23 protein-coding genes are annotated in these 19084 nt (G+C 69.8%); 12 read left to right on the top strand and 11 right to left on the bottom strand.

What is annotated here, in order from left to right:
- Nucleotides 1–88: 88 nt before the first annotated feature.
- The 5 genes from OG413_RS07950 to OG413_RS07930 form a co-directional block, all read right to left on the bottom strand.
- Nucleotides 89–442 carry a PRC-barrel domain-containing protein gene (locus tag OG413_RS07950; RefSeq protein WP_266803827.1) on the bottom strand — a complete coding sequence of 118 codons (354 nt, stop codon included), beginning with the start codon at nucleotides 440–442 and terminating at the stop codon, nucleotides 89–91.
- Between the two features lie 236 nt (nucleotides 443–678).
- Nucleotides 679–849, bottom strand: a complete 171-nt coding sequence (locus OG413_RS07945; protein ID WP_073718665.1) for a hydrophobic protein — start codon at nucleotides 847–849, stop codon at nucleotides 679–681.
- Between the two features lie 223 nt (nucleotides 850–1072).
- Nucleotides 1073–2635 carry a PTS transporter subunit EIIC gene (locus tag OG413_RS07940; protein ID WP_266803824.1) on the bottom strand — a complete coding sequence of 521 codons (1563 nt, stop codon included), beginning with the start codon at nucleotides 2633–2635 and terminating at the stop codon, nucleotides 1073–1075.
- Between the two features lie 47 nt (nucleotides 2636–2682).
- Nucleotides 2683–3648 carry an N-acetylmuramic acid 6-phosphate etherase gene (gene murQ, locus OG413_RS07935; protein WP_266803822.1) on the bottom strand — a complete coding sequence of 322 codons (966 nt, stop codon included), beginning with the start codon at nucleotides 3646–3648 and terminating at the stop codon, nucleotides 2683–2685.
- A 34-nt stretch (nucleotides 3649–3682) separates the two neighbouring features.
- Complete coding sequence (locus OG413_RS07930) at nucleotides 3683–4600, bottom strand: MurR/RpiR family transcriptional regulator (protein ID WP_266803820.1); 918 nt, start codon at nucleotides 4598–4600, stop codon at nucleotides 3683–3685.
- A 341-nt stretch (nucleotides 4601–4941) separates the two neighbouring features.
- On the opposite strand from OG413_RS07930, the gene OG413_RS07925 reads away from it, so the two are divergent.
- The 9 genes from OG413_RS07925 to OG413_RS07885 all read left to right on the top strand — a co-directional run bounded on the left by OG413_RS07925 (nucleotide 4942) and on the right by OG413_RS07885 (nucleotide 10403).
- On the top strand, nucleotides 4942–5346 hold the full coding sequence (locus OG413_RS07925) for a WXG100 family type VII secretion target (protein WP_266803818.1): 405 nt from the start codon (nucleotides 4942–4944) through the stop codon (nucleotides 5344–5346).
- A gap of 13 nt (nucleotides 5347–5359) precedes the next feature.
- Entirely contained in the window at nucleotides 5360–5665 is a 306-nt protein-coding gene (locus OG413_RS07920; RefSeq protein ID WP_266803816.1) for a WXG100 family type VII secretion target, read from the top strand.
- Nucleotides 5666–5784: 119 nt separating this feature from the next.
- Nucleotides 5785–7368 (top strand): RNase A-like domain-containing protein, encoded by a 1584-nt coding sequence (locus OG413_RS07915; RefSeq protein ID WP_266803814.1) that lies wholly within the window; start codon nucleotides 5785–5787, stop codon nucleotides 7366–7368.
- 10 nt (nucleotides 7369–7378) lie between these two features.
- On the top strand, nucleotides 7379–7957 hold the full coding sequence (locus OG413_RS07910) for a hypothetical protein (protein WP_266803812.1): 579 nt from the start codon (nucleotides 7379–7381) through the stop codon (nucleotides 7955–7957).
- Between the two features lie 122 nt (nucleotides 7958–8079).
- Nucleotides 8080–8631, top strand: a complete 552-nt coding sequence (locus tag OG413_RS07905) for a hypothetical protein (RefSeq protein WP_266803811.1) — start codon at nucleotides 8080–8082, stop codon at nucleotides 8629–8631.
- Between the two features lie 23 nt (nucleotides 8632–8654).
- On the top strand, nucleotides 8655–8954 hold the full coding sequence (locus OG413_RS07900) for an RNase A-like domain-containing protein (protein ID WP_266803809.1): 300 nt from the start codon (nucleotides 8655–8657) through the stop codon (nucleotides 8952–8954).
- Between the two features lie 11 nt (nucleotides 8955–8965).
- On the top strand, nucleotides 8966–9658 hold the full coding sequence (locus tag OG413_RS07895; RefSeq protein WP_266803807.1) for a contact-dependent growth inhibition system immunity protein: 693 nt from the start codon (nucleotides 8966–8968) through the stop codon (nucleotides 9656–9658).
- A 104-nt stretch (nucleotides 9659–9762) separates the two neighbouring features.
- Nucleotides 9763–10134: a hypothetical protein gene (locus OG413_RS07890; RefSeq protein WP_266803806.1), complete on the top strand. Its 372-nt coding sequence runs from the start codon at nucleotides 9763–9765 to the stop codon at nucleotides 10132–10134.
- Nucleotides 10131–10403 (top strand): DUF4031 domain-containing protein, encoded by a 273-nt coding sequence (locus tag OG413_RS07885; protein WP_266803804.1) that lies wholly within the window; start codon nucleotides 10131–10133, stop codon nucleotides 10401–10403. Before OG413_RS07890 ends, OG413_RS07885 begins: the two co-directional genes overlap by 4 nt.
- Here OG413_RS07885 and OG413_RS07880 read toward each other — a convergent pair.
- From OG413_RS07880 to OG413_RS07855, 6 genes are all read right to left on the bottom strand, one after another.
- Nucleotides 10354–11589 carry a Cmx/CmrA family chloramphenicol efflux MFS transporter gene (locus tag OG413_RS07880; RefSeq protein WP_266809974.1) on the bottom strand — a complete coding sequence of 412 codons (1236 nt, stop codon included), beginning with the start codon at nucleotides 11587–11589 and terminating at the stop codon, nucleotides 10354–10356. The two genes, OG413_RS07885 and OG413_RS07880, sit on opposite strands and share 50 nt — an antisense overlap.
- 187 nt (nucleotides 11590–11776) lie before the next feature.
- The gene (locus OG413_RS07875; protein WP_266803802.1) at nucleotides 11777–12475 is read right to left on the bottom strand and encodes a hypothetical protein; all 699 of its coding nucleotides are present in this window, start codon (nucleotides 12473–12475) and stop codon (nucleotides 11777–11779) included.
- Nucleotides 12476–12543: 68 nt separating this feature from the next.
- Nucleotides 12544–13596, bottom strand: coding sequence for a DUF2891 domain-containing protein (locus OG413_RS07870; RefSeq protein WP_266803800.1), 1053 nt, complete (start codon nucleotides 13594–13596; stop codon nucleotides 12544–12546).
- 158 nt (nucleotides 13597–13754) lie between these two features.
- Nucleotides 13755–14723, bottom strand: a complete 969-nt coding sequence (locus tag OG413_RS07865; RefSeq protein ID WP_266803798.1) for a DUF979 domain-containing protein — start codon at nucleotides 14721–14723, stop codon at nucleotides 13755–13757.
- Nucleotides 14720–15451, bottom strand: a complete 732-nt coding sequence (locus tag OG413_RS07860; protein ID WP_266803796.1) for a DUF969 domain-containing protein — start codon at nucleotides 15449–15451, stop codon at nucleotides 14720–14722. Before OG413_RS07860 ends, OG413_RS07865 begins: the two co-directional genes overlap by 4 nt.
- Before the next feature lie 279 nt (nucleotides 15452–15730).
- Nucleotides 15731–16492: a GntR family transcriptional regulator gene (locus OG413_RS07855; protein ID WP_266803794.1), complete on the bottom strand. Its 762-nt coding sequence runs from the start codon at nucleotides 16490–16492 to the stop codon at nucleotides 15731–15733.
- 145 nt (nucleotides 16493–16637) lie between these two features.
- Between OG413_RS07855 and pxpA the strand changes: the two genes are divergently transcribed.
- The 3 genes from pxpA to OG413_RS07840 all read left to right on the top strand — a co-directional run bounded on the left by pxpA (nucleotide 16638) and on the right by OG413_RS07840 (nucleotide 19083).
- Nucleotides 16638–17396 carry a LamB/YcsF family protein gene (pxpA, locus tag OG413_RS07850; protein WP_266809973.1) on the top strand — a complete coding sequence of 253 codons (759 nt, stop codon included), beginning with the start codon at nucleotides 16638–16640 and terminating at the stop codon, nucleotides 17394–17396.
- Nucleotides 17397–17500: 104 nt separating this feature from the next.
- Nucleotides 17501–18223, top strand: coding sequence for an allophanate hydrolase subunit 1 (locus OG413_RS07845; RefSeq protein WP_266809972.1), 723 nt, complete (start codon nucleotides 17501–17503; stop codon nucleotides 18221–18223).
- Nucleotides 18220–19083: a biotin-dependent carboxyltransferase family protein gene (locus OG413_RS07840; protein ID WP_266803792.1), complete on the top strand. Its 864-nt coding sequence runs from the start codon at nucleotides 18220–18222 to the stop codon at nucleotides 19081–19083. Before OG413_RS07845 ends, OG413_RS07840 begins: the two co-directional genes overlap by 4 nt.
- Nucleotide 19084 lies beyond the last annotated feature (1 nt).

Genomic DNA, 19084 nt, shown 5'->3' with positions numbered 1-19084 from the left:
CCGACGTGCCGGGAGCCGACATGCCGGACGGCGGCGGGGCCGGCCCTTCTTCAGGGTCGGGCCCGCCGCCTCTGGGTGGCGCGAGGGATCACATGATGCGGAAGGCGCCGTAGTAGCCGCCGACCTGCGCGTGATAGCCCGGGTCACCCGTGTGCTTGTGCCGGTCGAACTCCGGTGAGTCCTTGACCTGGTCCTTGGTCAGCTCCACGAAGACCTTCCGGTCTTCCGTGTCTATGCGCGTGACCGTGCCCGCGGGCAGCAGGACTTCCTTGCCGAAGATCCACATCCCGGTGTCGACCACGAGACAGGCCGAGCCGACATCGTCGGAGTGCTTGTCGACCTTGCCGATGCTGCCGTCGGTCGCCTCGACCGAATATCCGGTCAGATCCGCTCCGGCGGTGTGACCGCTCGAAGGCCGGTAACCCCACAGGTCGTCGCTCATGAAAAGGCTCCTTTCCAGACGGTCCAATTCGGCGTGAGGGCCCCCACCGAAAAGGTGGTGAGCGGCTCTCGGTCTATCGGGTGCCCGGGTCTGTGGACCTCATGCACGATTTCTTCGGTTCATATGTCCCGGGTAACGCGGAACGCGAGTGGGCCCGGACGGAGATCCGTCCGGGCCCACTCGTCATCTGTACTGAGCTCTGCGCTGTGGAGACTGTCCGTGCTGGTCAGGCGCGGCTACCAGCGGTACCACCGGCCGCGCCCGCCGCCGCTCGCGGTCGGGCGGACGAAGAAACCTATCAGCCAGATCGCCAGCACGATTATGGCGATCCACCACAGTGCCTTGAGTGCGAAACCGGCACCGAAAAGGATCAGGGCGAGCAGAAGAACGAGTAGCAGGGGAACCATATGTATCAACCTCCGATGCATCTGGTGCCCGTGAATGAAATCCCTACACACCATGGGTGAAATAAGTTTCCGGGGCATCGTCGCGCTTTACCGCGCGAGGGGATGCGGGGCCGTGGCGCGGGAACCTCGCGGCGCCACCGACGGCTGAACGGCACCGGGGCACACGCAGCGCTGCGTGTGCCCCGGTGCCGTTCAGTCGTCGGTGGCGCCGTACGAAGGGCGGTCAGACCCCCGCAGGTTCCTTCGTGGGGGAGCCGGGGCCCTTCTCGGGTCCGGTGCCGGGGGGCGTTCCCGGTGCTGCCGTGGGGTGGCCGCCGGTGGCGGTGACCGTGGAGGGGGCGGGTTCCTGGGAGACGTTGAACTCCGTCAGCAGGTCCTTGCTGAAGCCGAAGAAGTACGTGGCGACGAACCCGGCGACATAGCCGACGAGCAGGCCGCCCGCGTAGATGGCGATCGTCGAGCCCAGGCCGTGGTTGCCGTCGAGCAGCGGGAACAGGGCCCAGCCGGACGGGCCGATGGCCGTGGAGCCGACCGTGTCGCCGAGCTGGTTGAACAGACCCACGAAGCCCGCGCCGAACGCGCCGCCGACGCACGCCGTGATGAAGGGGCGGCCCAGCGGCAGCGAGACACCGTAGATCAGGGGTTCGCCGACGCCCAGCAGACCTGCGGGGAGGGCGGACTTGATGGTGCGGCGGATCGACTCGTTGCGCGGGAGGCGGAAGTAGACGGCCGCAGCCGCGCCGACCTGGCCCGCGCCGGCCATCGCGAGGATCGGGAGCAGGACCGTGTAGCCCTGCTGTTCGATCAGCGTGGTGTGGATCGGGATCAGCGCCTGGTGCAGGCCCAGCATCACCAGCGGCAGGAAGAGACCGCCGAGGACGAAGCCCGCGCCCGCGCCGCCGTTGGACAGCAGCCAGTCGGCGAACGTACCGATGGCGGAGGAGACCTCACCGGCCACGTACATCAGGCCGAAGATGGTCACCAGGCCGGAGATCAGGACCGTCAGGGTCGGGGTGACCAGGACGTCCAGGGCCTCGGGCACCCAGCGGCGGCACCACTTCTCCACGTACACCGCGAGCACCGCCGCGCCCAGCGCGCCGAGCACACCGCCCTGTCCGGGGGAGAGGGTCTGGCCGAACGCGTCGATGTTCGCGACGCCCGGGAAGACGATGATGGCCGCGACCGCGCCGCCGAGGATCGGCGTACCGCCGAACTCCTTCGCCGTGTTGTAGCCGACGAACACCGCGATCAGCGCCATGAAGCCGGAGGCCATCGCGGCGAGTGCGGGGGTGACGGAGGGCAGCCACCCCAGGTTGACCAGCAGGCCGTTGAGGCCCGCGATGATGCCGCAGCCGATGAGGGCCGGGATCAGCGGGACGAAGATGTTCGCGATCTTCCGCAGGAACAGCTTGAACGGGGTGGCGTTCTTCGCCTTCTGCTGCGCCTTGATCGCGGCGCCCTGCGCGGCCAGTTCGTCGGCGGAGACGGGGCCGGTCGCGGGGGAGGGTTCCGGAGCGGCGGCCCGGCCTTCCTCGACCAGCTTCTCGAACTCCGGCGTGACGCGGGCGACCGTACCGGGGCCGAGGACGATCTGGTACGTGTCGTCATCGACCACGCCCATGACGGCGGGGACGGCCTTCAGGGCCTCGTCGTCGACGAGGGAACGGTCGTGCAGACCGAGGCGGAGCCGGGTCATGCAGTGGGCGATGGAGCTGACGTTCGCGGCGCCACCGACGAGCGGCAGGATCGCGGCGGCAGTGGCGCGGTTCTTGTCTTCTGTGGCCATGTGCGTGGTGCCTTGCTGTGCGGGGGTGCGGGAGTGGTGCCGGTGGGTCAGGTGGTGCGTACGGCCGCGAGGGCGGCGCGGAGGTGACCGTCGGAGTCGGTCAGGAGTGTGGCGGCGGTGGGTCCGTCGACCCGGCCGAGGATGGTGAGGATCGCGTTCTTCACCTCGCCGTCGGTGGCGGCGAGCGCGGCCTCGATCTCGGCGTCGGAGGCGCCGGTGGCCAGCGAGACGATGCGGCGGGAGCGGGCCCGCAGCTTCTCGTTGGAGGCGCGGACGTCGACCATCAGATTCCCGTACGTCTTGCCGAGCCGGATCATCGTGATGGTCGAGATCATGTTGAGGACGAGCTTCTGCGCCGTACCGGCCTTGAGGCGGGTGGAGCCGGTGAGCAGCTCGGGTCCGACGACGACCTCCAGGCCGTGCTCGGCGGCGGCGGCGAGCGCCGAGTCCGCGTTGCAGGAGAGCCCGATGGTCAGGGCGCCCAGGGCGCGGGCGTGCTCGACGGCGCCGATGGCGTACGGGGTGCGGCCGGAGGCGGAGATGCCGACCACGGTGTCGTCGGCGGTCAGCTTCAGCGCGTCCAGGTCGGCGGCGGCCAGCTCCTTGCTGTCCTCGGCGCCCTCGACGGCCTTGACCATGGCGGACGGGCCGCCCGCGATCAGGCCGACGACCTCGGACGGGTCGGTGTTGAAGGTGGGCGGGCACTCGCTGGCGTCCAGGACCCCGAGGCGGCCCGCGGTGCCCGCGCCCGCGTAGATCAGCCGGCCGCCGCGTGCCATGCGCTCGGCGGTGGCGTCGATCGCGGCCGAGATCTCCGGCAGCCGCGCGGCGACGGCGGCGGGGACGCTGTTGTCCTCGCCGTTCATGATCCGCGCCAGTTCCCGCGTGGGGAGCTGGTCGATCTCGGCGAGCTCGGGTCGGAATGCCTCGGTGGTGAGGGTGGCCAGCTGGGCGCGCAGCTCACCGTAGCCGCCGGTGTTGGCGTCGGTGTTGGCGTCGGTGGTGGAGGTCATGGAGAGCGGCTCTGCTTTCTCGGTCTCGTACGGTTCAGCGGGTGCGGGGGTTGTGGCGGTGGGCGAGCGCCTCGTAGGACGCGGCGAGCGCCGGGGCGGCCGTCTCGTACGTCCGCTGGGCCACCCCTATGAACAGGCAGTCCACGACGAGGAGCTGGCTCGTACGGCTCGACATGGCGGCCGGGCGCAGCTCGCTCTCGCGGGCGGTGGACGTGGTCAGCACGTGGTCCGCGTACTGCGTGACCGCGCCGTCCGGCCGGCCGGTGATCGCGACGGTCGTCGCCCCGTGGTCGAAGGCGACCCGGAGCGGCTCGATGACGTCGCTGGTCGACCCGGAGTGCGTGATGGCGATGGCCACGTCACCGGAACGGAGCTGCACGGCGTTGGTCACCGCGAGGTGCGGGTCCATGTGGGCGTGCGCGATCAGCCCGATCCGGAGCAGCTTCTGCGCCAGGTCCTGGCCGACGAGGGAGGAGGCCCCGGCGCCGTAGATGTCGATGCGGCGGGCGGTCGACGCGGCGGCGACGGCGGCACCGAGCTGCACGGTGTCCAGCCCGGCGGCGGTGTCGGCGAGGGTCTGCTGCTCGTCGTAGGCGAGCTTGGCGACCACGTCCGCGATCGGGTCGTCGACGGCGATGTCCGCGGTGACGGCGGGCGCCCGGCCGGACTCCTGATGCGCGGCGAGCCCGGCGAGCGCCAGGCGCAGGTCCCGGTAGCCGGGATAGCCGAGGAGCCGTGCGGTGCGGACCACGGTGGCCTCGCTGGTGCCGGTGAGCTCGGCGAGACCGGTGACGGTGAGGGCGGCGCATCCGGCCGGGTCACTCGCGACGGCTTCGGCGACGCGCTGCATGGAGCGGGTCATGGAGGGCGCGAGGGTCCGGACCTTGGCGGCGAGGGCCGCGGGAGCGGGCGGGGAGTCGCCGCTGAAAATTTCCTTCACGTCATTGGTCACTCTTGAAAGATATTTTCAGCCCTGCGGTCCGTCAACCCCCCTTTGGTCCCTACCTCTGGAGGGACCTTGGGCACGGGGTCGGGGCGGGCGGCGGTCCTGTCGGTCGTCGGCCCGGTCGGCCCGGTCGGCCCCGTCGGCCCGGTCGGGCGGCTGGGGCGGGCGCGTGGGTGGCGCGATTTCAGATGAATCCGGGCCGATTCTTTTCGGCAGCGGGCGGTGTCGGGAATGTACGTGGCGAAATGTGCGGGACCTGGCGGGATGCGCCCGGGTGTGAGTTGTTAATTTGGTCGCACGGCCCGTGGTGAATGGGCCTTAATGGGCTGACGGATGGGGGGAATCCGATGGACGGGCAGTTCCTCCGGGTGGTCGATCACCGATTGATCGACCTGGCTGACGATCTCGACGAAATGCAGGAATACCTGACCAAACAGGTAAAACGCATGGACGAGATCGTCGATGTGATCGAGGCGGGCTGGCGTGGCCCCGCAGCCAAGGCATACAGGGCGCTCCATAGGGGAGCCGCGGAAGACGCTGTGCGGATCAGGGGCGTCATGAAGATCCTGGAACAGGCCGTGCGTCTGAGTCGGAACGGCTTCACGGAGCAGGAGCTGGAGATCATGGGCCAATTCCGGCGGATGCAGAACGCCGTCGACGTGGCCGCAGAGGCGAACGCGCTCTCCACGCCGAACCAGAACGGCGGGGTGCAAACCGGAGTGACGCCGCGCAGCCGTATCAACGACCTGTGACATCGGGGGACACATGCCATCGGACGACGATTCCATAGCCGTCGATTTTGCGACTTTGCGAAACCTCTCCGCTGATCTTGAGGACATACTCAAGAAACTCAACGAGAAGCTGGACCTGCTCTACCCCCGGGTGGAGCAGGTGGTCCTGACGTGGGAGGGCGAGGCGCGCCAGGCGTTTGTCGATGAACTCGACAAGTGGGATCACTCGGCGCAGGACCTGGAGGCGGCCCAGGCCTGGCTTCAAGAGGTGGTGGTCGCCGGCCATATCAACTACGCGTCAGCTCACCAGGCCGTGCTGCGCGGCTGGGGGGCTGCCTGATGGCAGGCCCGCCGCCTCCACCGCCCTCACAGGGAGGGGGCTTCGACATTCGGCCCCCACACGTCTACCACGCCTCGGAGCTGGTGCGGGACGGACAGGATGCCCACGATCGGCGCGGTGTGAAGCTGGTCGACGCCCTGAACAAGTACAGCCAGTCGGCAGGGGCCGGGTCGGGTGCCGAAGCTTTTGCCGCCGAGTACATGGCGGTGGCGGGAAAATTCCTTGAGGTCTGGGGAAGGGGAGTGGTGAGTATCGGAGGTGCGGCGGTGGGTCTGACCGTCACCGCGAACAACTACGCCCAGGCGGACTGGGAGGCTCGTGGGCGGAAGGGCGCTCCGCCGGTGAAGCGGCCCGAGCCTGTGGTCATCAATAAGATCCTGCCCTACGGTCCGGTCAACGAAATCGAGTGGACGGGTACGGGTGAGGACGCCGATTCCTGGCAGATATCGGGGATTCTCGGCGAGATCCCAGACTTCCTCGCGGACGTCATCCGTCCGGCGATCGAGCATGGCCTCCGCCTCGGTAAGGTCCATGAGATCACCCCGGGTGCCAGGGACGATGAACTCCGAGGAATGGCGGTCGCGTGGCGGGAGATCGCCAAGGACGCGGCGAAGTCCGCCGAGGAGCTGACCGATGCCATTGCATACCTCACCGACCCTCAGGGGAACAGCGAGTGGCAGGGGGCGATGAGAGCGTTCTGCCAGACGATCTGGGGAACTACCGAATGGGGGCGCACCCGCAACGAAGAAGGGCAGCGGGCGCCGCAGGGGCGTAGTTGGAAGACCAGTCGCGGAACGGTCCACGCCGGGCGCCGCCCCATCATTGACGTGCTACGGAAGACGGCGGACGCTGTCCAGAGAATCCTGGACCCATTGGCCGATCTTGCCGAGAAGAATCGTGGCTTGAAGGTGAAGTATGCCAAGGAGGCGGCTGACGCGACGGTAAAGGATCTGACGGTCGGCCTCGACCTGATGGAGTTGACCCGACTTGCGGCGACGATGGCATTTGCTGAAATCGTCATCACTTTTCGTTCTCATATGGATAAGACCGGCATGAATGCGGTGGTCGAGGATCATCACCGTCAGTTCCACGAGGCTGCCGACGAACTGAAAAAACTCAAGCCGGAATTGGATTTCGCGCTGCGTAGTGCACCCACGTTCCAGTCGGAGCAGGCGCGTGCTCAGGGCTACGGTGCCAGGTCGCTCAACGAATTCAAGAAGGAACACAGTTGGCAGCGACCCGAGAGCCAGGTTCCTTATGTTTATTCGCTGGATCTCGCGACCAACGAAGAGCTCGTTGGCGGGCACACGTTCGACAAGCATGTGGGAAAGACTGACAGTCAATTGCTCCTGCGTCTGGAGGACCAGGCCAATGGGGCGGGGAAGCCAAGTATCCCTGCAGCATCCAGCTTCATTAACTTGGAGTCGGCTCAAAAGTATACACAGTACTGTATACGGGCGAATACTGCGGAGATCCAGGAATGGTTGAAGGATCCGCCTCCGGAAAGGCCCCAGAAGGATTTCGATGTAGATTCCATTTCGGCAGAGGGGCCAGCTTCTGGGTCGGTCGTAACAGGTAGGATATCGAATGTTGTGAATCACCAACCCATGCCTGTTCGGGACGCTGAGGGGGTTAATACTCGGCTCAAATATGATCCGGATCTCAATCCTCCATTTGTTGTTGTGACATCGATGCCTGAATGATGGAGTGCTTATGGAAGCTCTTGACGAGCAATCTTGGGCTGATGCGGTAGCGCTCTTCGAGCGCTATTCGTATGTGGCTGTCGTTCGACGCTCGCACGCGGAGTGGTGGTACGACGTCTGGTCCATTATGCGTGGAGAGGGGCGGGACCCCAGGGGGTGGCTTTCGCTCGATCCTGCCGAGGGTGAAGACGAGCGTATGGAGGACCCGACCTTCCCTTTTTCTCCTCCTGTTAATTCCGGTTTGGCGGATGCGGATGCGGAGGCTTGGCGAGGCCGTGCGTTCGAGCTTCCTCGATCTTCGGTCAGGACGCTGCTGGTGACTCTTGCTACGAACTGGTTGAATGTCTCGCGTGAATGGGAATTCGATCGGCGTCGCCCCGGGATGGAGCGTCGGGCTGACCTGCTGCTTTCCAGATTCCCACCGGGGTCCCGATTCTATTCAAACGTCGGATGGAGAGGGGCGGATCCGGATTTTTATGAACAACCTGTCCGGGAGGTTGATCCATTCAGCCAGTTCGACTGGGATGCTGGCTTGATCGCTGTGTCGGAAGCTGAAGTGGGTATCTTCTGGTCCTTTGACGCGCGGTGAAATTCCGGCCGCCGTCCGTGGGGCACGCAATGGTTTGATTGGGATTTCCTTAATAGTTGGCGTATCGTCATGGCGCGCTTCGGCCCTTTATAGTGGAGTGGGCGATTACACTAACCAATGCGGTGGCATGGGCGGACGCACTCAAGCTGTTCTACCGCTTTACATTCGTGGGCGTTGCACGGCGTGAGCATGAAGAGTGGTGGTACGACGTCGCGTCCATCATGCGGGGCAAAGCGCAGGACCCCCGTGGGTGGCGGTCGCTCGACCCTCATGAGGGTGAGGACGAGCGACGGGAGGACCCGATTTTCCCTTTTCAGCAGCCTCCTGCGAACGCGGCTGAGGTGGACCTGTGGCGGAAGCGTGTAAAGGAGATCCCGCGAACCTCGGTCGAAAGGCTGCTGGTCACACTCGCCAGCGCTTGGCTGGACGTCACGCGTGAGTGGGAGTTCGACCGTCGTAGACCGAAGATGGAGGAGAGGGCCAGAGTCCTGCTCTCTCGCTTTCCGGCGGCAACCCGTTTCTACGCGAACACCGGATGGGGGAGCGAGAATCCAGACTTCTACGTCATGGCGGCCACTGGTGTAAACCCGTTCACCCAGTACGACGCGGATGCCGGTCTGATTGCCGTCTCCGACGTCGAGGTCGGCATGTTCTGGTCTTTTGACGCCCTCTGACCACCCACCGAACCGAGGACACCGTGCTCACCCGTTCCGCGACCTACCCCGACCGGGAAACTGCCCGCTGGGCCACCCAGCAGGCCGTCACCACCAATGAACAGGCCATCCACCGCTGGCTGGCTCAGGGCACCCGGCCCCGTCTTGCCATCGAGGCCGCCTGGCCGTCGCGGGCCGAGCCGGTCGGCCGGGTGCTGTTGCAGGCCATGGCGCTCGCCGGACGCGAGCCCATCGATGTGCGAGCTGCGCGGGTGGTGCTCAGACGTGAGCCGACGAGCCCGCACGGCTTCGTTGTGCTCACCACCTTTCCGATCTACTTGTAGAGGCTGACCGCGTGTCCATGAAGCCACTCGAATTCGACCGCCGTTACGGCGAGTTGGACCAGGTTGCCGGCGCGTACCTCGGTGAGAACGCCGATGATGCCCCGGAGATGCCGAGTCGCGCCCTCCAGGCGTATCTGCGGCATACCTGGCATGCCCGGCCCTGGGCCCTGTCCGTCGCGGAGCAGCAGATCCGGGAGTACGCGCGCAATCCCCCCGGCCGGCTGCGGCTGCGCCTCGGCGAGTTCTATTCGGTGCCGGATGTGGGCCTGCCCGAGTCCGGGATCCAGGGCTGGTTCTTCCTGCTCGCCGACCACATCAAGCACAGCATCGAGGAAGGCGAGGTTCCGCCCCCGTTGGCGACACCGGAGACGCACTGGGAATGGCGCGCCCGCTTCCCCGAGCTCGCCCAGTTCCTCGGAAGCTGGTTCTCGCAGGACATGCCCGATGAGTTCGCCGACCACGATGCGGCCATCGACGACTACGGCAGCACGGTGGACCGTACGCTCGTGGCCCGACTCGTCGGCGAGCTGCACGAACTGCTTGCCCTCCGCCTTGATGAGGCCGACTACGCGCTCGCCGTGGCCGAACTGGGGATGGAGGTCGATCCGCAGGTTCCGTACACACCCGGCGCCTGGCTCGCGCTGGTGGCGGAGCGGCTCGGGGGCTTCCGGGCGGAGTACGGGCAGCCGGGTACGGATGGGTGAGATGGGGTGACGACGCCACCTGTACCGACCATGAAGCGGCCCGCCGCCCCCTCTCCACCGGCCGGAGGGCGGGGCGTACCGCGTTGTGGGGGGACAATGGCTGTATGGAGCTGAACCCCCTGGAGCAGGCACTGCACACCGCCCGCGCGCTCGTCATGGCCGATCTCGCCGCCGGAGACGTGGCCGAGGCCGAGATCGTCTCGCTCGTCGAGGACGCGGTGACGCACCGGCGCTGGTGGGTCGAGCAGTGGCCCGAGGGGGCGGGGTTCGTCGTCGGGCTGATCGCTCAGGACGTGCAGGACGCCCTGCTGGAGCGGTACGGGCGGTGGCCGCTGTGCCCCGTGTGCGTCGGCGAGGACGGGCCGCACGCCCTGGACGTCGAGCCGGAGCTGGGGCCCGATCCGCACTGGGTGTGCACCAAGGCGACCGTGAGGGTGGCGCCGGTGGGGGCGCTGAGCGGGGTGCTGCGGCGGTGACGGTCTACATCGACCCGCCGGACTGGCCGGGACACGGCCGGCTCTGGTCGCACCTGGTCAGCGATGTGTCCTTCGAGGAACTGCACGTCTTCGCCGCCTCGATCGACTGCCCCCCGCGCGCCTTCGAGCGGGACCACTACGACATACCGGAAGCCCGGTACGGGGACGCGGTGCGGGCCGGAGCGCGGGAGATCGGCTCCAAGGAGCTGGTCCGGCGCCTCACTGCTGCGGGGCTGCGCAGACCGAAGGGGCGGCCGGCTCCCGGGTAGCGGGGACCACGCTCTTCGCCACCTCGCGGGACGGGGAACCGCCGCCGCGCTGGAGCCGCAGCGAGACGACCACCGCCGCCAGCGCCAGCACCGTCATCGCCGCGCCCGCCCAGGCCGTGGCCTCGAAACCGAAGTCCGCGTCGATCACCGCACCGCCCAGCCACGGGCCGCTCGTGTTGCCCAGGTTGAACGCGGCGGTCGTCGTCGCACCGGCCAGCGTCGGCGCGGCGCCCGCCACGTTGAACATCCGGGCGTTGAGCGCCGGAGCCGTGAAGAACGCCGACAGGCCCAGCAGGAAGGCCAGCGCGATCACCGCGATCTGGCTGGAGGCGAACAGGGCCAGCGCCGTCAGGAACACCGTCGACGCCGTCACACCGCCCAGCAGCACCCCGAACAGGTGCGCGTCCGCGACCCGGCCGCCGATCGTCGTACCGACCAGCGCACCGATCCCGAACAGGCCGAGGATCCACGGCACCCAGCCCGAGTCCAGGCCCGCCACATCCGTCAGCAGCGGCGCGAGATAGCTGAACGCGCAGAAGACACCGCCCGCCGCGAGCGCCGTGATCACGATGGACAGCCAGACCTGCCGGTCCCGGTAGATCGACAGCTCCTGCCGCAGCTCCGGCTTCCGGTCCGGCAGCGGGATGTGCGGGATGCGCGTCGCGACCCCGACCAGCGCCACGGCGGACGCCGCACCCACCGCCCAGAACGCCGACCGCCAGCCCAGGTGCTCACCGAGGAACGCCCCCAGCGGCACACCCAGCACGTTCGCGATCGACAGCCCGCCGATCATCACCGCCATCGCCCGCGCCCGCGCGTTCACCGGCACCATCGCGATGGCCACCGACGCCCCGACCGCCCAGAAGCCCGCGCACGCGAACGCGCTGACCACCCGGGAGACGAAGAGCACCTCGTACGTCGGAGCCAGCGCACCCGCGATCTGGCCGAGGCCGAAGACCGAGATCAAGGTGATCAGCGTCGTCTTGCGCGGCAGCCGGAGCGTGGTCACGGCGAGCAGCGGGGCGCCGACCACCATGCCGATCGCGAAGGCGGATATGAGGAGTCCGGCGCGGGGAATGGACACGTTCATGTCGTCGGCGATGGGCGGCAGCAGCCCGGACAGCATGAACTCACTGGTGCCGAGAGCGAAGACCGAGAGGCCGAGGATGTATACGGCCAGCGGCATACGGGTGCGGCGGGAGGCAGAGTCGGGCATGACAGGCCCCAACACGGATCATGCCCGTTACATTCCCGGCCGTCCTGCTCCGTGGACGCGAGCTGCCGCGTCTTCCGGTTGTTCTGCTCCGTGGACGTGAGCTGCCGCCTCCGGCCGTCCTGCTCCGTGGACGCCGGCCGCAGCGCCTCCCGTCCTCCTACTCCTCCGACGCGCGCGTCGAGGACAGCAGGTCCAGCTCCGTCGTCAGGTTCTGCCGCGCCCTCGGCTCCCATTCCGTCACCCCGTGCGGCGTACGGAACAGGCGCGGCAGCTCCAGCAGTTGCCGCAGCACCGCCGCCCGACCCTCCCGGAACGCGTCGTCCGGTACGAATCCGTACTCCTCGCGCACCTGTGCCGCGTACGCCCCGTACTCCTGCGGGCCGCCCGCCAGGATCGCCAGGTCCGCGTCGCACAGCACCTCGCCGTTGCGGTCGCCGTCCGCCGGGTCGTGGGTGACCGTGAGCCGGACCAGCCGGGCGACCTCCGCCGTGACGGGCGCCGGGACGCCCGCCTCGGGCAGCGCGCGCTCGGCGAGTGCGGCACTGCGCTCCTCGTTCTCCGTGCGGTCCGGGCGGTACACCGCGTCGTGGAACCAGGCGGCGAGCCGTACCGCCGCCGGGTCGTCGGCGTGGCCGGCCAGCGTGTCGACGCGGTCCAGGACCGCCGCCAGGTGGGTGGCCGTGTGGTAGCGGCGCTGCGGTTCCGCCCAGCGGGCCAGGAGGTTGTCGGCGTACGGCAGCGGATCGGGGCCCGGCGCCCCGGACCGGGCGGCGACTAGGGCCTCCCGCCAGCGGTCGCGGAGGGCGGCGGTGCGGGTGCCGTCGTCGTCAGGTCCGGGGGGCGTGGTGTCGGTCATGGGCCGACCCTAGAGCCCCCGTCCGCGCGGATCGGCCGCGCGGTCCGGGTGGAGCGGCAGTCCGACCGTCAGTGGCCCGGCGCGGTGTCCAGGGCCAGCGCGGCGAACGTGGCCAGCCAGTGGTCCGAACTGAAGTCGCCCGACGACACCGTGGGGAGGCCCGCCGTCAGGTGCGCGTCGGCGGACTCGGTCAGCGCCGTGCGCTCCGGGCCGTCGGGCAGCGCCGCGGCGATGGTCCGCAGAGCCGCTGCCCGGCTCAGGGTGAGGCCCAGCAGATGGCCGATGTAGGGGTCCGCGTGGTCGGAGACCACGGGCGGGGTGAGCAGTGAGGAGGTGGCCAGGCCCGGCAGGAACGCGGCCAGCCAGCCGCGGAACTCCTCGACGGGCAGCACCCTGCGCACCGCGTCCGCCTCGGTCAGGGCCGGGGAGAGGAAGTCCTGGCCGGAGGGCTCCCAGTGGGTGGGCGCGTCGTGGTCGGCGGTGAACCAGTCGCGGATCCGGTCCGCCACCGCGTCGAGCACGGGTGCGGTCAGTCCGGCACGCTCGCCCGCGTCCAGGATCAGGCCCAGCCCGAACGCGCTGTTGCCGTGGATCCCGTGCCGGATCGGGTACGTCGCCCTGGGCAGCCAGCCGGTGAGCAGGTCGCCGACCGTGGCCACGGCGGGGGCGAGGGCGTCGGCCCAGCGGTCGCCGTCGGGGGTGCCGAGCACACGGCACTCCGCGGCCAGTGCCACGAGCCACGCCCACCCGTAGGGGCGCTCGAAGTGGGGCCGGCCGCGCAGGTAGTCCGCTTCCACGGCGAGGTTCTGCGGGGTGAGGTGGGTGTTCAGGACCTCGTGGATACGGGTGGTGAGGGTGGCCGGAAGCTCGCCGCGGGACGAGAAGCGGCGCAGGAGACGGACGAGCAGCCAGTGCATGTGCACCGTGGAGTGCCAGTCGAAACCCCCGTAGAACGCGGGATGCAGGGTGCGCGGCTCGACCAGTTCCTCGGGGCCCGCGTACAGGTGGGCCGGGGCGTTGGGGTATTCGCGTACGACGTTGGCGAGGGCGAGTTCGGCGAACGGGACGGCGTACGGGGCGGGGAACGGGGCGGGGACCGGGCTGGGGGACGCGGAGGGCATCGAGATCACTCCAGGGGGGTGCGGGCGGGTGAGGGTACGGGTGTTCGGGGGTGCCGGGGTGTTCCGGGGGTGTGCCGGGGCGAATGTTCGGCGGCTCGGGTCAGGACGCGAACAGCCGCCCCGACACCATTGGCTCAGTGGCCCGGCGGTTCGGTGGCTCAGAAGGCGAACAGCGCCATGATCGCGATGTTGCAGACCAGCAGCGCGGCGGCCGTGGGGAGCTGCGCCTTGATCGGGCCGTACTGGTCCTTGAGTTCGAGGAGGGCCGCGGGGACCAGGTTGAAGTTGGCGGCCATGGGGGTGACGAGGGTGCCGCAGAAGCCGCAGAGCATGCCGATCGCGAGGACGGCGGGCGCGTTGCCGTTCATCTGCTCGATCAGGACCGGCCAGCCGATGGCCGCCGTCATCACCGGGAAGGCCGCGAACGCGTTGCCCATGACGATGGTGAACAGGGCCATGCCGCCGCAGTAGACCACCACGGCCACCAGCTGCTGTCCCTCGGGCAGCACCGCCTCACTGATCCTGCGGACCTGCTCGCCGACGCCCGCGGACTGGAAGATCGAACCGAGGACGGCGAGGAGCTGCGGCAGGAGCAGTGCCCAGCCCATCGATTCGAGCATGCTGCGGCCGGAGTGCAGGGGTACGGCGATGCTGCGCTCGCGGAGCACCACCATGCCGACGATCAGGGCGGCGATGGCGCCGACGCCCAGGCCGAGGATGGTCTCGTACCCCGGTTCCAGGACCGGTTCGCCGTCGATCCTCCAGTTCTTCACGAGCGTCGCGCAGATCATCGCGACGACGGGGATGGTGAGGGCCGGGAGGAACAGCTTGTTGCCGAAGCGGGCGGCCGTCGCGGCGCGTTTCTCGCGCGAGGGGGTGCGCGACTCGCCCTTGCCGGTGAGGCCGAAGCCGCCCAGCACGATCAGGATCAGCACGGCGACGCCGAGGGGTTCGGCGGGCAGGAAGTCGTCGACGACTCCGGTGGAGTAGAAGAACGCGGCACCCAGCAGGCCCCAGAATCCGGCCGAGCCGAAGCGCTTGGGGTTGGTGCGGTCCATGGCCATCTGCGAGGCCATGACGAGGAACACCGCGCCGACGAGCCAGAAGAAGTACTCGGACTTGATCACTTGGAGTCCTCCGTCCGGCGGGCGGCGTGCGCCGACGACTCGTTCTCGGCTGCGGCGACGGCCAGTTCGCGCTCCAGCTGACGGTCCAGGTTGAGCAGCCGTCCGCCGTGGATCAGGAAGGCGCATATCGCGGACGGGATGGCCCACAGCGCCAGGTGCAGGGGTTCGAGGTGCTGGTTGTAGGTCGAGTTGACGAACCCCGTGATCAGGAGGATCGAGCCGATGGCGATGAAGCAGTCCTCACCGAAGAAGACGCCGATGGTGTCCGCCGCGGAGGCGTGCGAGCGGACCTTCTCGCGCAGCTTCTCCGGCAGCGGGCCGCCCGCCTTCGCCTCGGCGGCGGCCTCGGCCATCGGGGCGATCAGCGGGCGCACGCTCTGGGCGGGCCCGCCGATGCTGGTGAGGCCGACGGAGGCGGTGAGCTGACGGATCAGCAGGTACAGGGTCAGGAAGCGGCCGGTGGTCAGTTTGCCGAGTCTGCCGATCAGCGTGCGGGCCTGCTCCTGGAGTCCGTAGCGCTCCAGCAGCCCGATCACGGGGAGCGTGATGACGAAGACGGTCACCGAGCGCGAGGAGGCGAAGCTCTCGCCGAAGGTGGTCAGCACCTCCTGCGGGGAGAGCTTGCCGAGCAGGCCCGTGACGATGCCTGCGACACCCACCACGAGGAGGGGATTGCGGCGGGTGGCGAATCCGAGGATCACCACGAGCACGCCGAGGAGAACGATCACGCGTCGGCCTTCTTCCGCGTATGGACATGCGGGCACGGGGGCTCGCAGGGTCCTGATCAGACGAGGTATCGCGGAGACGTTAGGCGATTGTTGAACAAGCCCACAAGAGTGCGGGGTGCGTGGATCGGAAAGCGGGGGCGCGCTCAAGATCCGCCCGGGTGGGTGGTACGTGCGGGCGGAGTGAAGGGGTGACGGGGCGGGGTGAGGGGTGGGGGAGGCCGGTGGCGTGGGCCGGACGGAACTTCGCGGTCGCGGCCTATGCGGCCTACGGGGCAGCCCTCAGCCGTTGTGCTGACCCGTGAGCCGTTCCGCGTACGCCTCCGCGAGCTGGCGCCGGGAGTCCTCCAGGTAGAAGGCCAGCAGTCGTTCGGCGCCCGCCGCGTCGCCCTCGGCGAGCCGGTCCGTGATCTCCCTGTTGCGGGTCAGGTAGGGCTCGTGGAAGCGGCGCGGGTCGGCCATCACATGGAACGCCAGCCGCAGTTCGGCCAGGACGTTGCGCATCAGTTCGTCGGTGCGCGCGCTGCCGGCCAGCCCGGCCAGGGCCTGGTGGAAGCGGATGTTCGCGGTCGAGCAGGCGGCCCAGTCGTCCGCCAGGGCGGCCTTTTCGCCGGTGGCCACTGCGGCTTCGACGTCCGTCACGTCGTACGGCGGCTCGCCCAGCGCCCGCAGGGCCGCGCACTCGACCAGCAGGCGTACGCGGTAGATGTCCACCAGATCGTCGACGGCCAGGATGCGGACGAAGACGCCCTTGTTCAGGCGGTGTTCCAGGAGGCGCTCGTGGGAAAGCAGCCGGAACGCCTCGCGCAGGGTGTTCCTGGACACGGCGAGCGCACCGGCGATGGACTCCTCGGAGAGCCGGCTGCCGGGCGGGAAGTAGCCTTGCGAGATCCGGTCGCGCAGGATGACGGCGACGCGTTCGGCGGTGCCGGAGCGGGACAGGGAGGCGCTGTCGGCCGCCAGTTCGGAGAGATCGGGATTCCCGGTCCGCCCCGCTGCTCCGGCCCCTGCCCCTGCTCCGGTCCCTGACGTCGCGCCTGCCATGCCCGCCCCTGCTCGTCGCCGTGTCCGCTGTGCCGTGTGTGGTGCGTGTGCGTGCTGTGCACGCCCAGTGAACCGTACGGGCGTCCCGTTCCCCGGACCGGGCCTTGTCAGATTGTTGAACAATCGCTAGCGTGCGCCCGTGATGATGGATCTCAACGCGGATCTCGGTGAAGGCTTCGGGCACTGGACCCTCACCGACGACGACGCGCTCCTCGCGTGTGTCACCAGCGCCAATGTGGCCTGCGGCTTCCATGCGGGCGACGCCTCCGTGATGCGGCGGGTCTGCGACGCGGCGGCGGCCGGCGGCGTACGTATCGGGGCCCAGGTCTCGTACCGGGACCTGGCCGGTTTCGGGCGACGCTCGATGGACGTGCCCGCCGCCGAGCTGACCGCCGAGATCGCGTACCAGATCGGTGCCCTGCGGGTCTTCGCGGAGGCGGCCGGTTCCTCGGTCTCGTACGTCAAACCGCACGGCGCCCTCTACAACCGCGCCGTGTGGGACGACGATCAGGCCGCCGCCGTCATCGAGGGCGTCCGGCTCGCGGGCGGCGGCCCCGGCGGCCTCGGTGTCCTCGGGCTGCCCGGCTCCCGGCTGCTCGCCCACGCCGAGGCCGCGGGCCTGCCCGCCGTTCAGGAAGCCTTCGCCGACCGGGCGTACACCGCGCGGGGCACCCTGGTCCCGCGCGGCGAGCCGGGCGCGGTGGTGCACGACGCGGACGAGGTCGTACGCCGCAGCGTCGGGATGGCCGTCGAGCGGACGGTGACCGCCGCGGACGGCAGCCGGATACCGGTCGCGGCGCGCTCGCTGTGCGTCCACGGCGACACCCCGGGCGCCGCGGCACTCGCGCGCCGGGTGCGGGCCGCGCTGGAAGAGGCGGGCGTCTCGGTGCGGGCGTTCATGTGAGCGGGGCGTGCGGGGTGCCTGGGGCACCTGCGGCACCTGCGGCTTTCGGTGAAGTCAGGGGCCGCGACGGGGGCCGCTACGGGGGCCGCGAGGGCCGGGTACAGGTGCTCCCCGCCGGGCGGCAGGCGCTCCTGGTCGAACTGTCCTGCGGCGAACACGCCGAGGCATTCCACGCCGAACTGCTCCGCCGCCGCGCCCGCGGTGAACTCCCCGCCGTCCGCGAGATCGTCCCCGGCGCCCGTACGGTCCTCCTCGACGGCATCGCGGAACCGGGCCACGGCCACGACCCCGACGCCATGGCCCGGTTCGCCCGCGACCTCGCCTCCTGGCGGATACCGCCGCTGCGCCGCGACACGGGCGCGGCCGTGGAGATCCCCGTCGTCTACGACGGCCCGGACCTCGCCGAGGTCGCCGCGGCCTGGGGCGTCGCCGACGACGATGTCGCCCGCATCCACTCCCGTACCGAATTCCGGGTGGCCTTCTGCGGCTTCGCGCCGGGCTTCGGCTACCTCACCGGGCTGCCCGAGCGGCTGCACATGCCCCGGCGTACGACCCCGCGCACCAGGGTCCCGGCCGGGGCGTTGGCCCTCGCCGGGCCCTACACCGGGGTCTATCCGCGCCCCTCGCCCGGCGGCTGGCAGCTCATCGGCCGGATGCCGGACCCGGACGCCCTGTGGGACCCGGCCCGCGAACCGGCGGCGCTCCTGGGACCGGGCGCGCGCGTGAGGTTCGTCGCGGCGGGGACGGGGCCGGGGCCGGGGGACACCGTGGTGGAGAACGGGACGGCGGATCGGACCGCGGGCGTTGCGGGGGAGGCGCGTCGATGACCCACGTACTCGATGTGATCCGGGCCGGTGCCCTGACCACCGTGCAGGACGAGGGGCGGACCGGCTGGGCGCACCTCGGGGTGGGCCGGGCCGGGGCCCTGGACGCGCCCGCCGCCCGACTGGCCAACCGGCTGGCCGGCAACCCGCCCGGCGCGGCCGTCCTGGAGACCACGGTCACCGGCTGCGCGGTCCGCCCGACCCGGACCGTGGTGGCCGTCGTCGGCGGTGCGGTGTGCCGGGTGACGGTGGACGGCCGGCCGGTGGCCTGGGGCGCCCCCGTACGCGTACCGGCGGGTGCGGTCCTCGACGTGGGGCCCGCGGCGTCCGGCCTGCGCGGTTATCTGGCGTTCGCCGGTGGCCTCGTGCCGGAACCGGTGCTGGGCAGCCGCTCGGCCGACCTGCTCTCGGGGCTCGGGCCCCCGCCCCTGCGCGACGGCGACGTACTCCCGCTCGGCGCCCCGGCGGCGTACGGCCCACCGCTCCCCGACGCCGTGCCCTGGCCCGCCGCGCCCACCGAACTGGTGCTCCCGGTGAGCCTCGGCCCCCGCCACACGTGGTTCACCGACGCCGCGCTGCGTACGCTCACCACCGCCGCGTACCGGGTCTCGCCGCACAGCAACCGCATCGGCCTGCGCACCGAGGGCCCGGCCCTGGAGCGGGCCCGCGAGGAGGAGCTGCCCAGCGAGGGCCTGGTGCTCGGGGCGGTTCAGGTGCCGCCGGACGGGCGACCCGTGGTGTTCCTCAACGACCATCCGACGACCGGGGGTTACCCGGTCGTCGGGGTCGTGCCGGAACCCGCGCTCCCGGCGGCGGCGCAGGCCGTGCCGGGAACGCGGGTCCGGTTCGTCGTGGGCGGATAGG

Source organism: Streptomyces sp. NBC_01433 (genome assembly GCF_026340105.1).
Taxonomy (GTDB): domain Bacteria; phylum Actinomycetota; class Actinomycetes; order Streptomycetales; family Streptomycetaceae; genus Streptomyces.
Note: the sequence above shows the minus strand (reverse complement) of the source record. Positions and strands in the feature narration are given on the sequence as shown.

Bases quoted from the DNA above. Each gene is read 5' to 3' on its own strand.
- OG413_RS07890 (WP_266803806.1), top strand. From the start codon at position 9,763: ATGGAGCTGAACCCCCTGGAGCAGGCACTGCACACCGCCCGCGCGCTC.
- OG413_RS07840 (WP_266803792.1), top strand. From the start codon at position 18,220: ATGACCCACGTACTCGATGTGATCCGGGCCGGTGCCCTGACCACCGTG.
- OG413_RS07910 (WP_266803812.1), top strand. From the start codon at position 7,379: ATGGAAGCTCTTGACGAGCAATCTTGGGCTGATGCGGTAGCGCTCTTC.
- OG413_RS07855 (WP_266803794.1), bottom strand. From the start codon at position 16,492: ATGGCAGGCGCGACGTCAGGGACCGGAGCAGGGGCAGGGGCCGGAGCA.
- OG413_RS07940 (WP_266803824.1), bottom strand. From the start codon at position 2,635: ATGGCCACAGAAGACAAGAACCGCGCCACTGCCGCCGCGATCCTGCCG.
- murQ (WP_266803822.1), bottom strand. From the start codon at position 3,648: ATGACCTCCACCACCGACGCCAACACCGACGCCAACACCGGCGGCTAC.
- OG413_RS07875 (WP_266803802.1), bottom strand. From the start codon at position 12,475: ATGACCGACACCACGCCCCCCGGACCTGACGACGACGGCACCCGCACC.
- OG413_RS07945 (WP_073718665.1), bottom strand. From the start codon at position 849: ATGGTTCCCCTGCTACTCGTTCTTCTGCTCGCCCTGATCCTTTTCGGT.
- OG413_RS07880 (WP_266809974.1), bottom strand. From the start codon at position 11,589: ATGCCGCTGGCCGTATACATCCTCGGCCTCTCGGTCTTCGCTCTCGGC.
- OG413_RS07925 (WP_266803818.1), top strand. From the start codon at position 4,942: ATGGACGGGCAGTTCCTCCGGGTGGTCGATCACCGATTGATCGACCTG.
- OG413_RS07920 (WP_266803816.1), top strand. From the start codon at position 5,360: ATGCCATCGGACGACGATTCCATAGCCGTCGATTTTGCGACTTTGCGA.
- OG413_RS07950 (WP_266803827.1), bottom strand. From the start codon at position 442: ATGAGCGACGACCTGTGGGGTTACCGGCCTTCGAGCGGTCACACCGCC.
- pxpA (WP_266809973.1), top strand. From the start codon at position 16,638: ATGGATCTCAACGCGGATCTCGGTGAAGGCTTCGGGCACTGGACCCTC.
- OG413_RS07870 (WP_266803800.1), bottom strand. From the start codon at position 13,596: ATGCCCTCCGCGTCCCCCAGCCCGGTCCCCGCCCCGTTCCCCGCCCCG.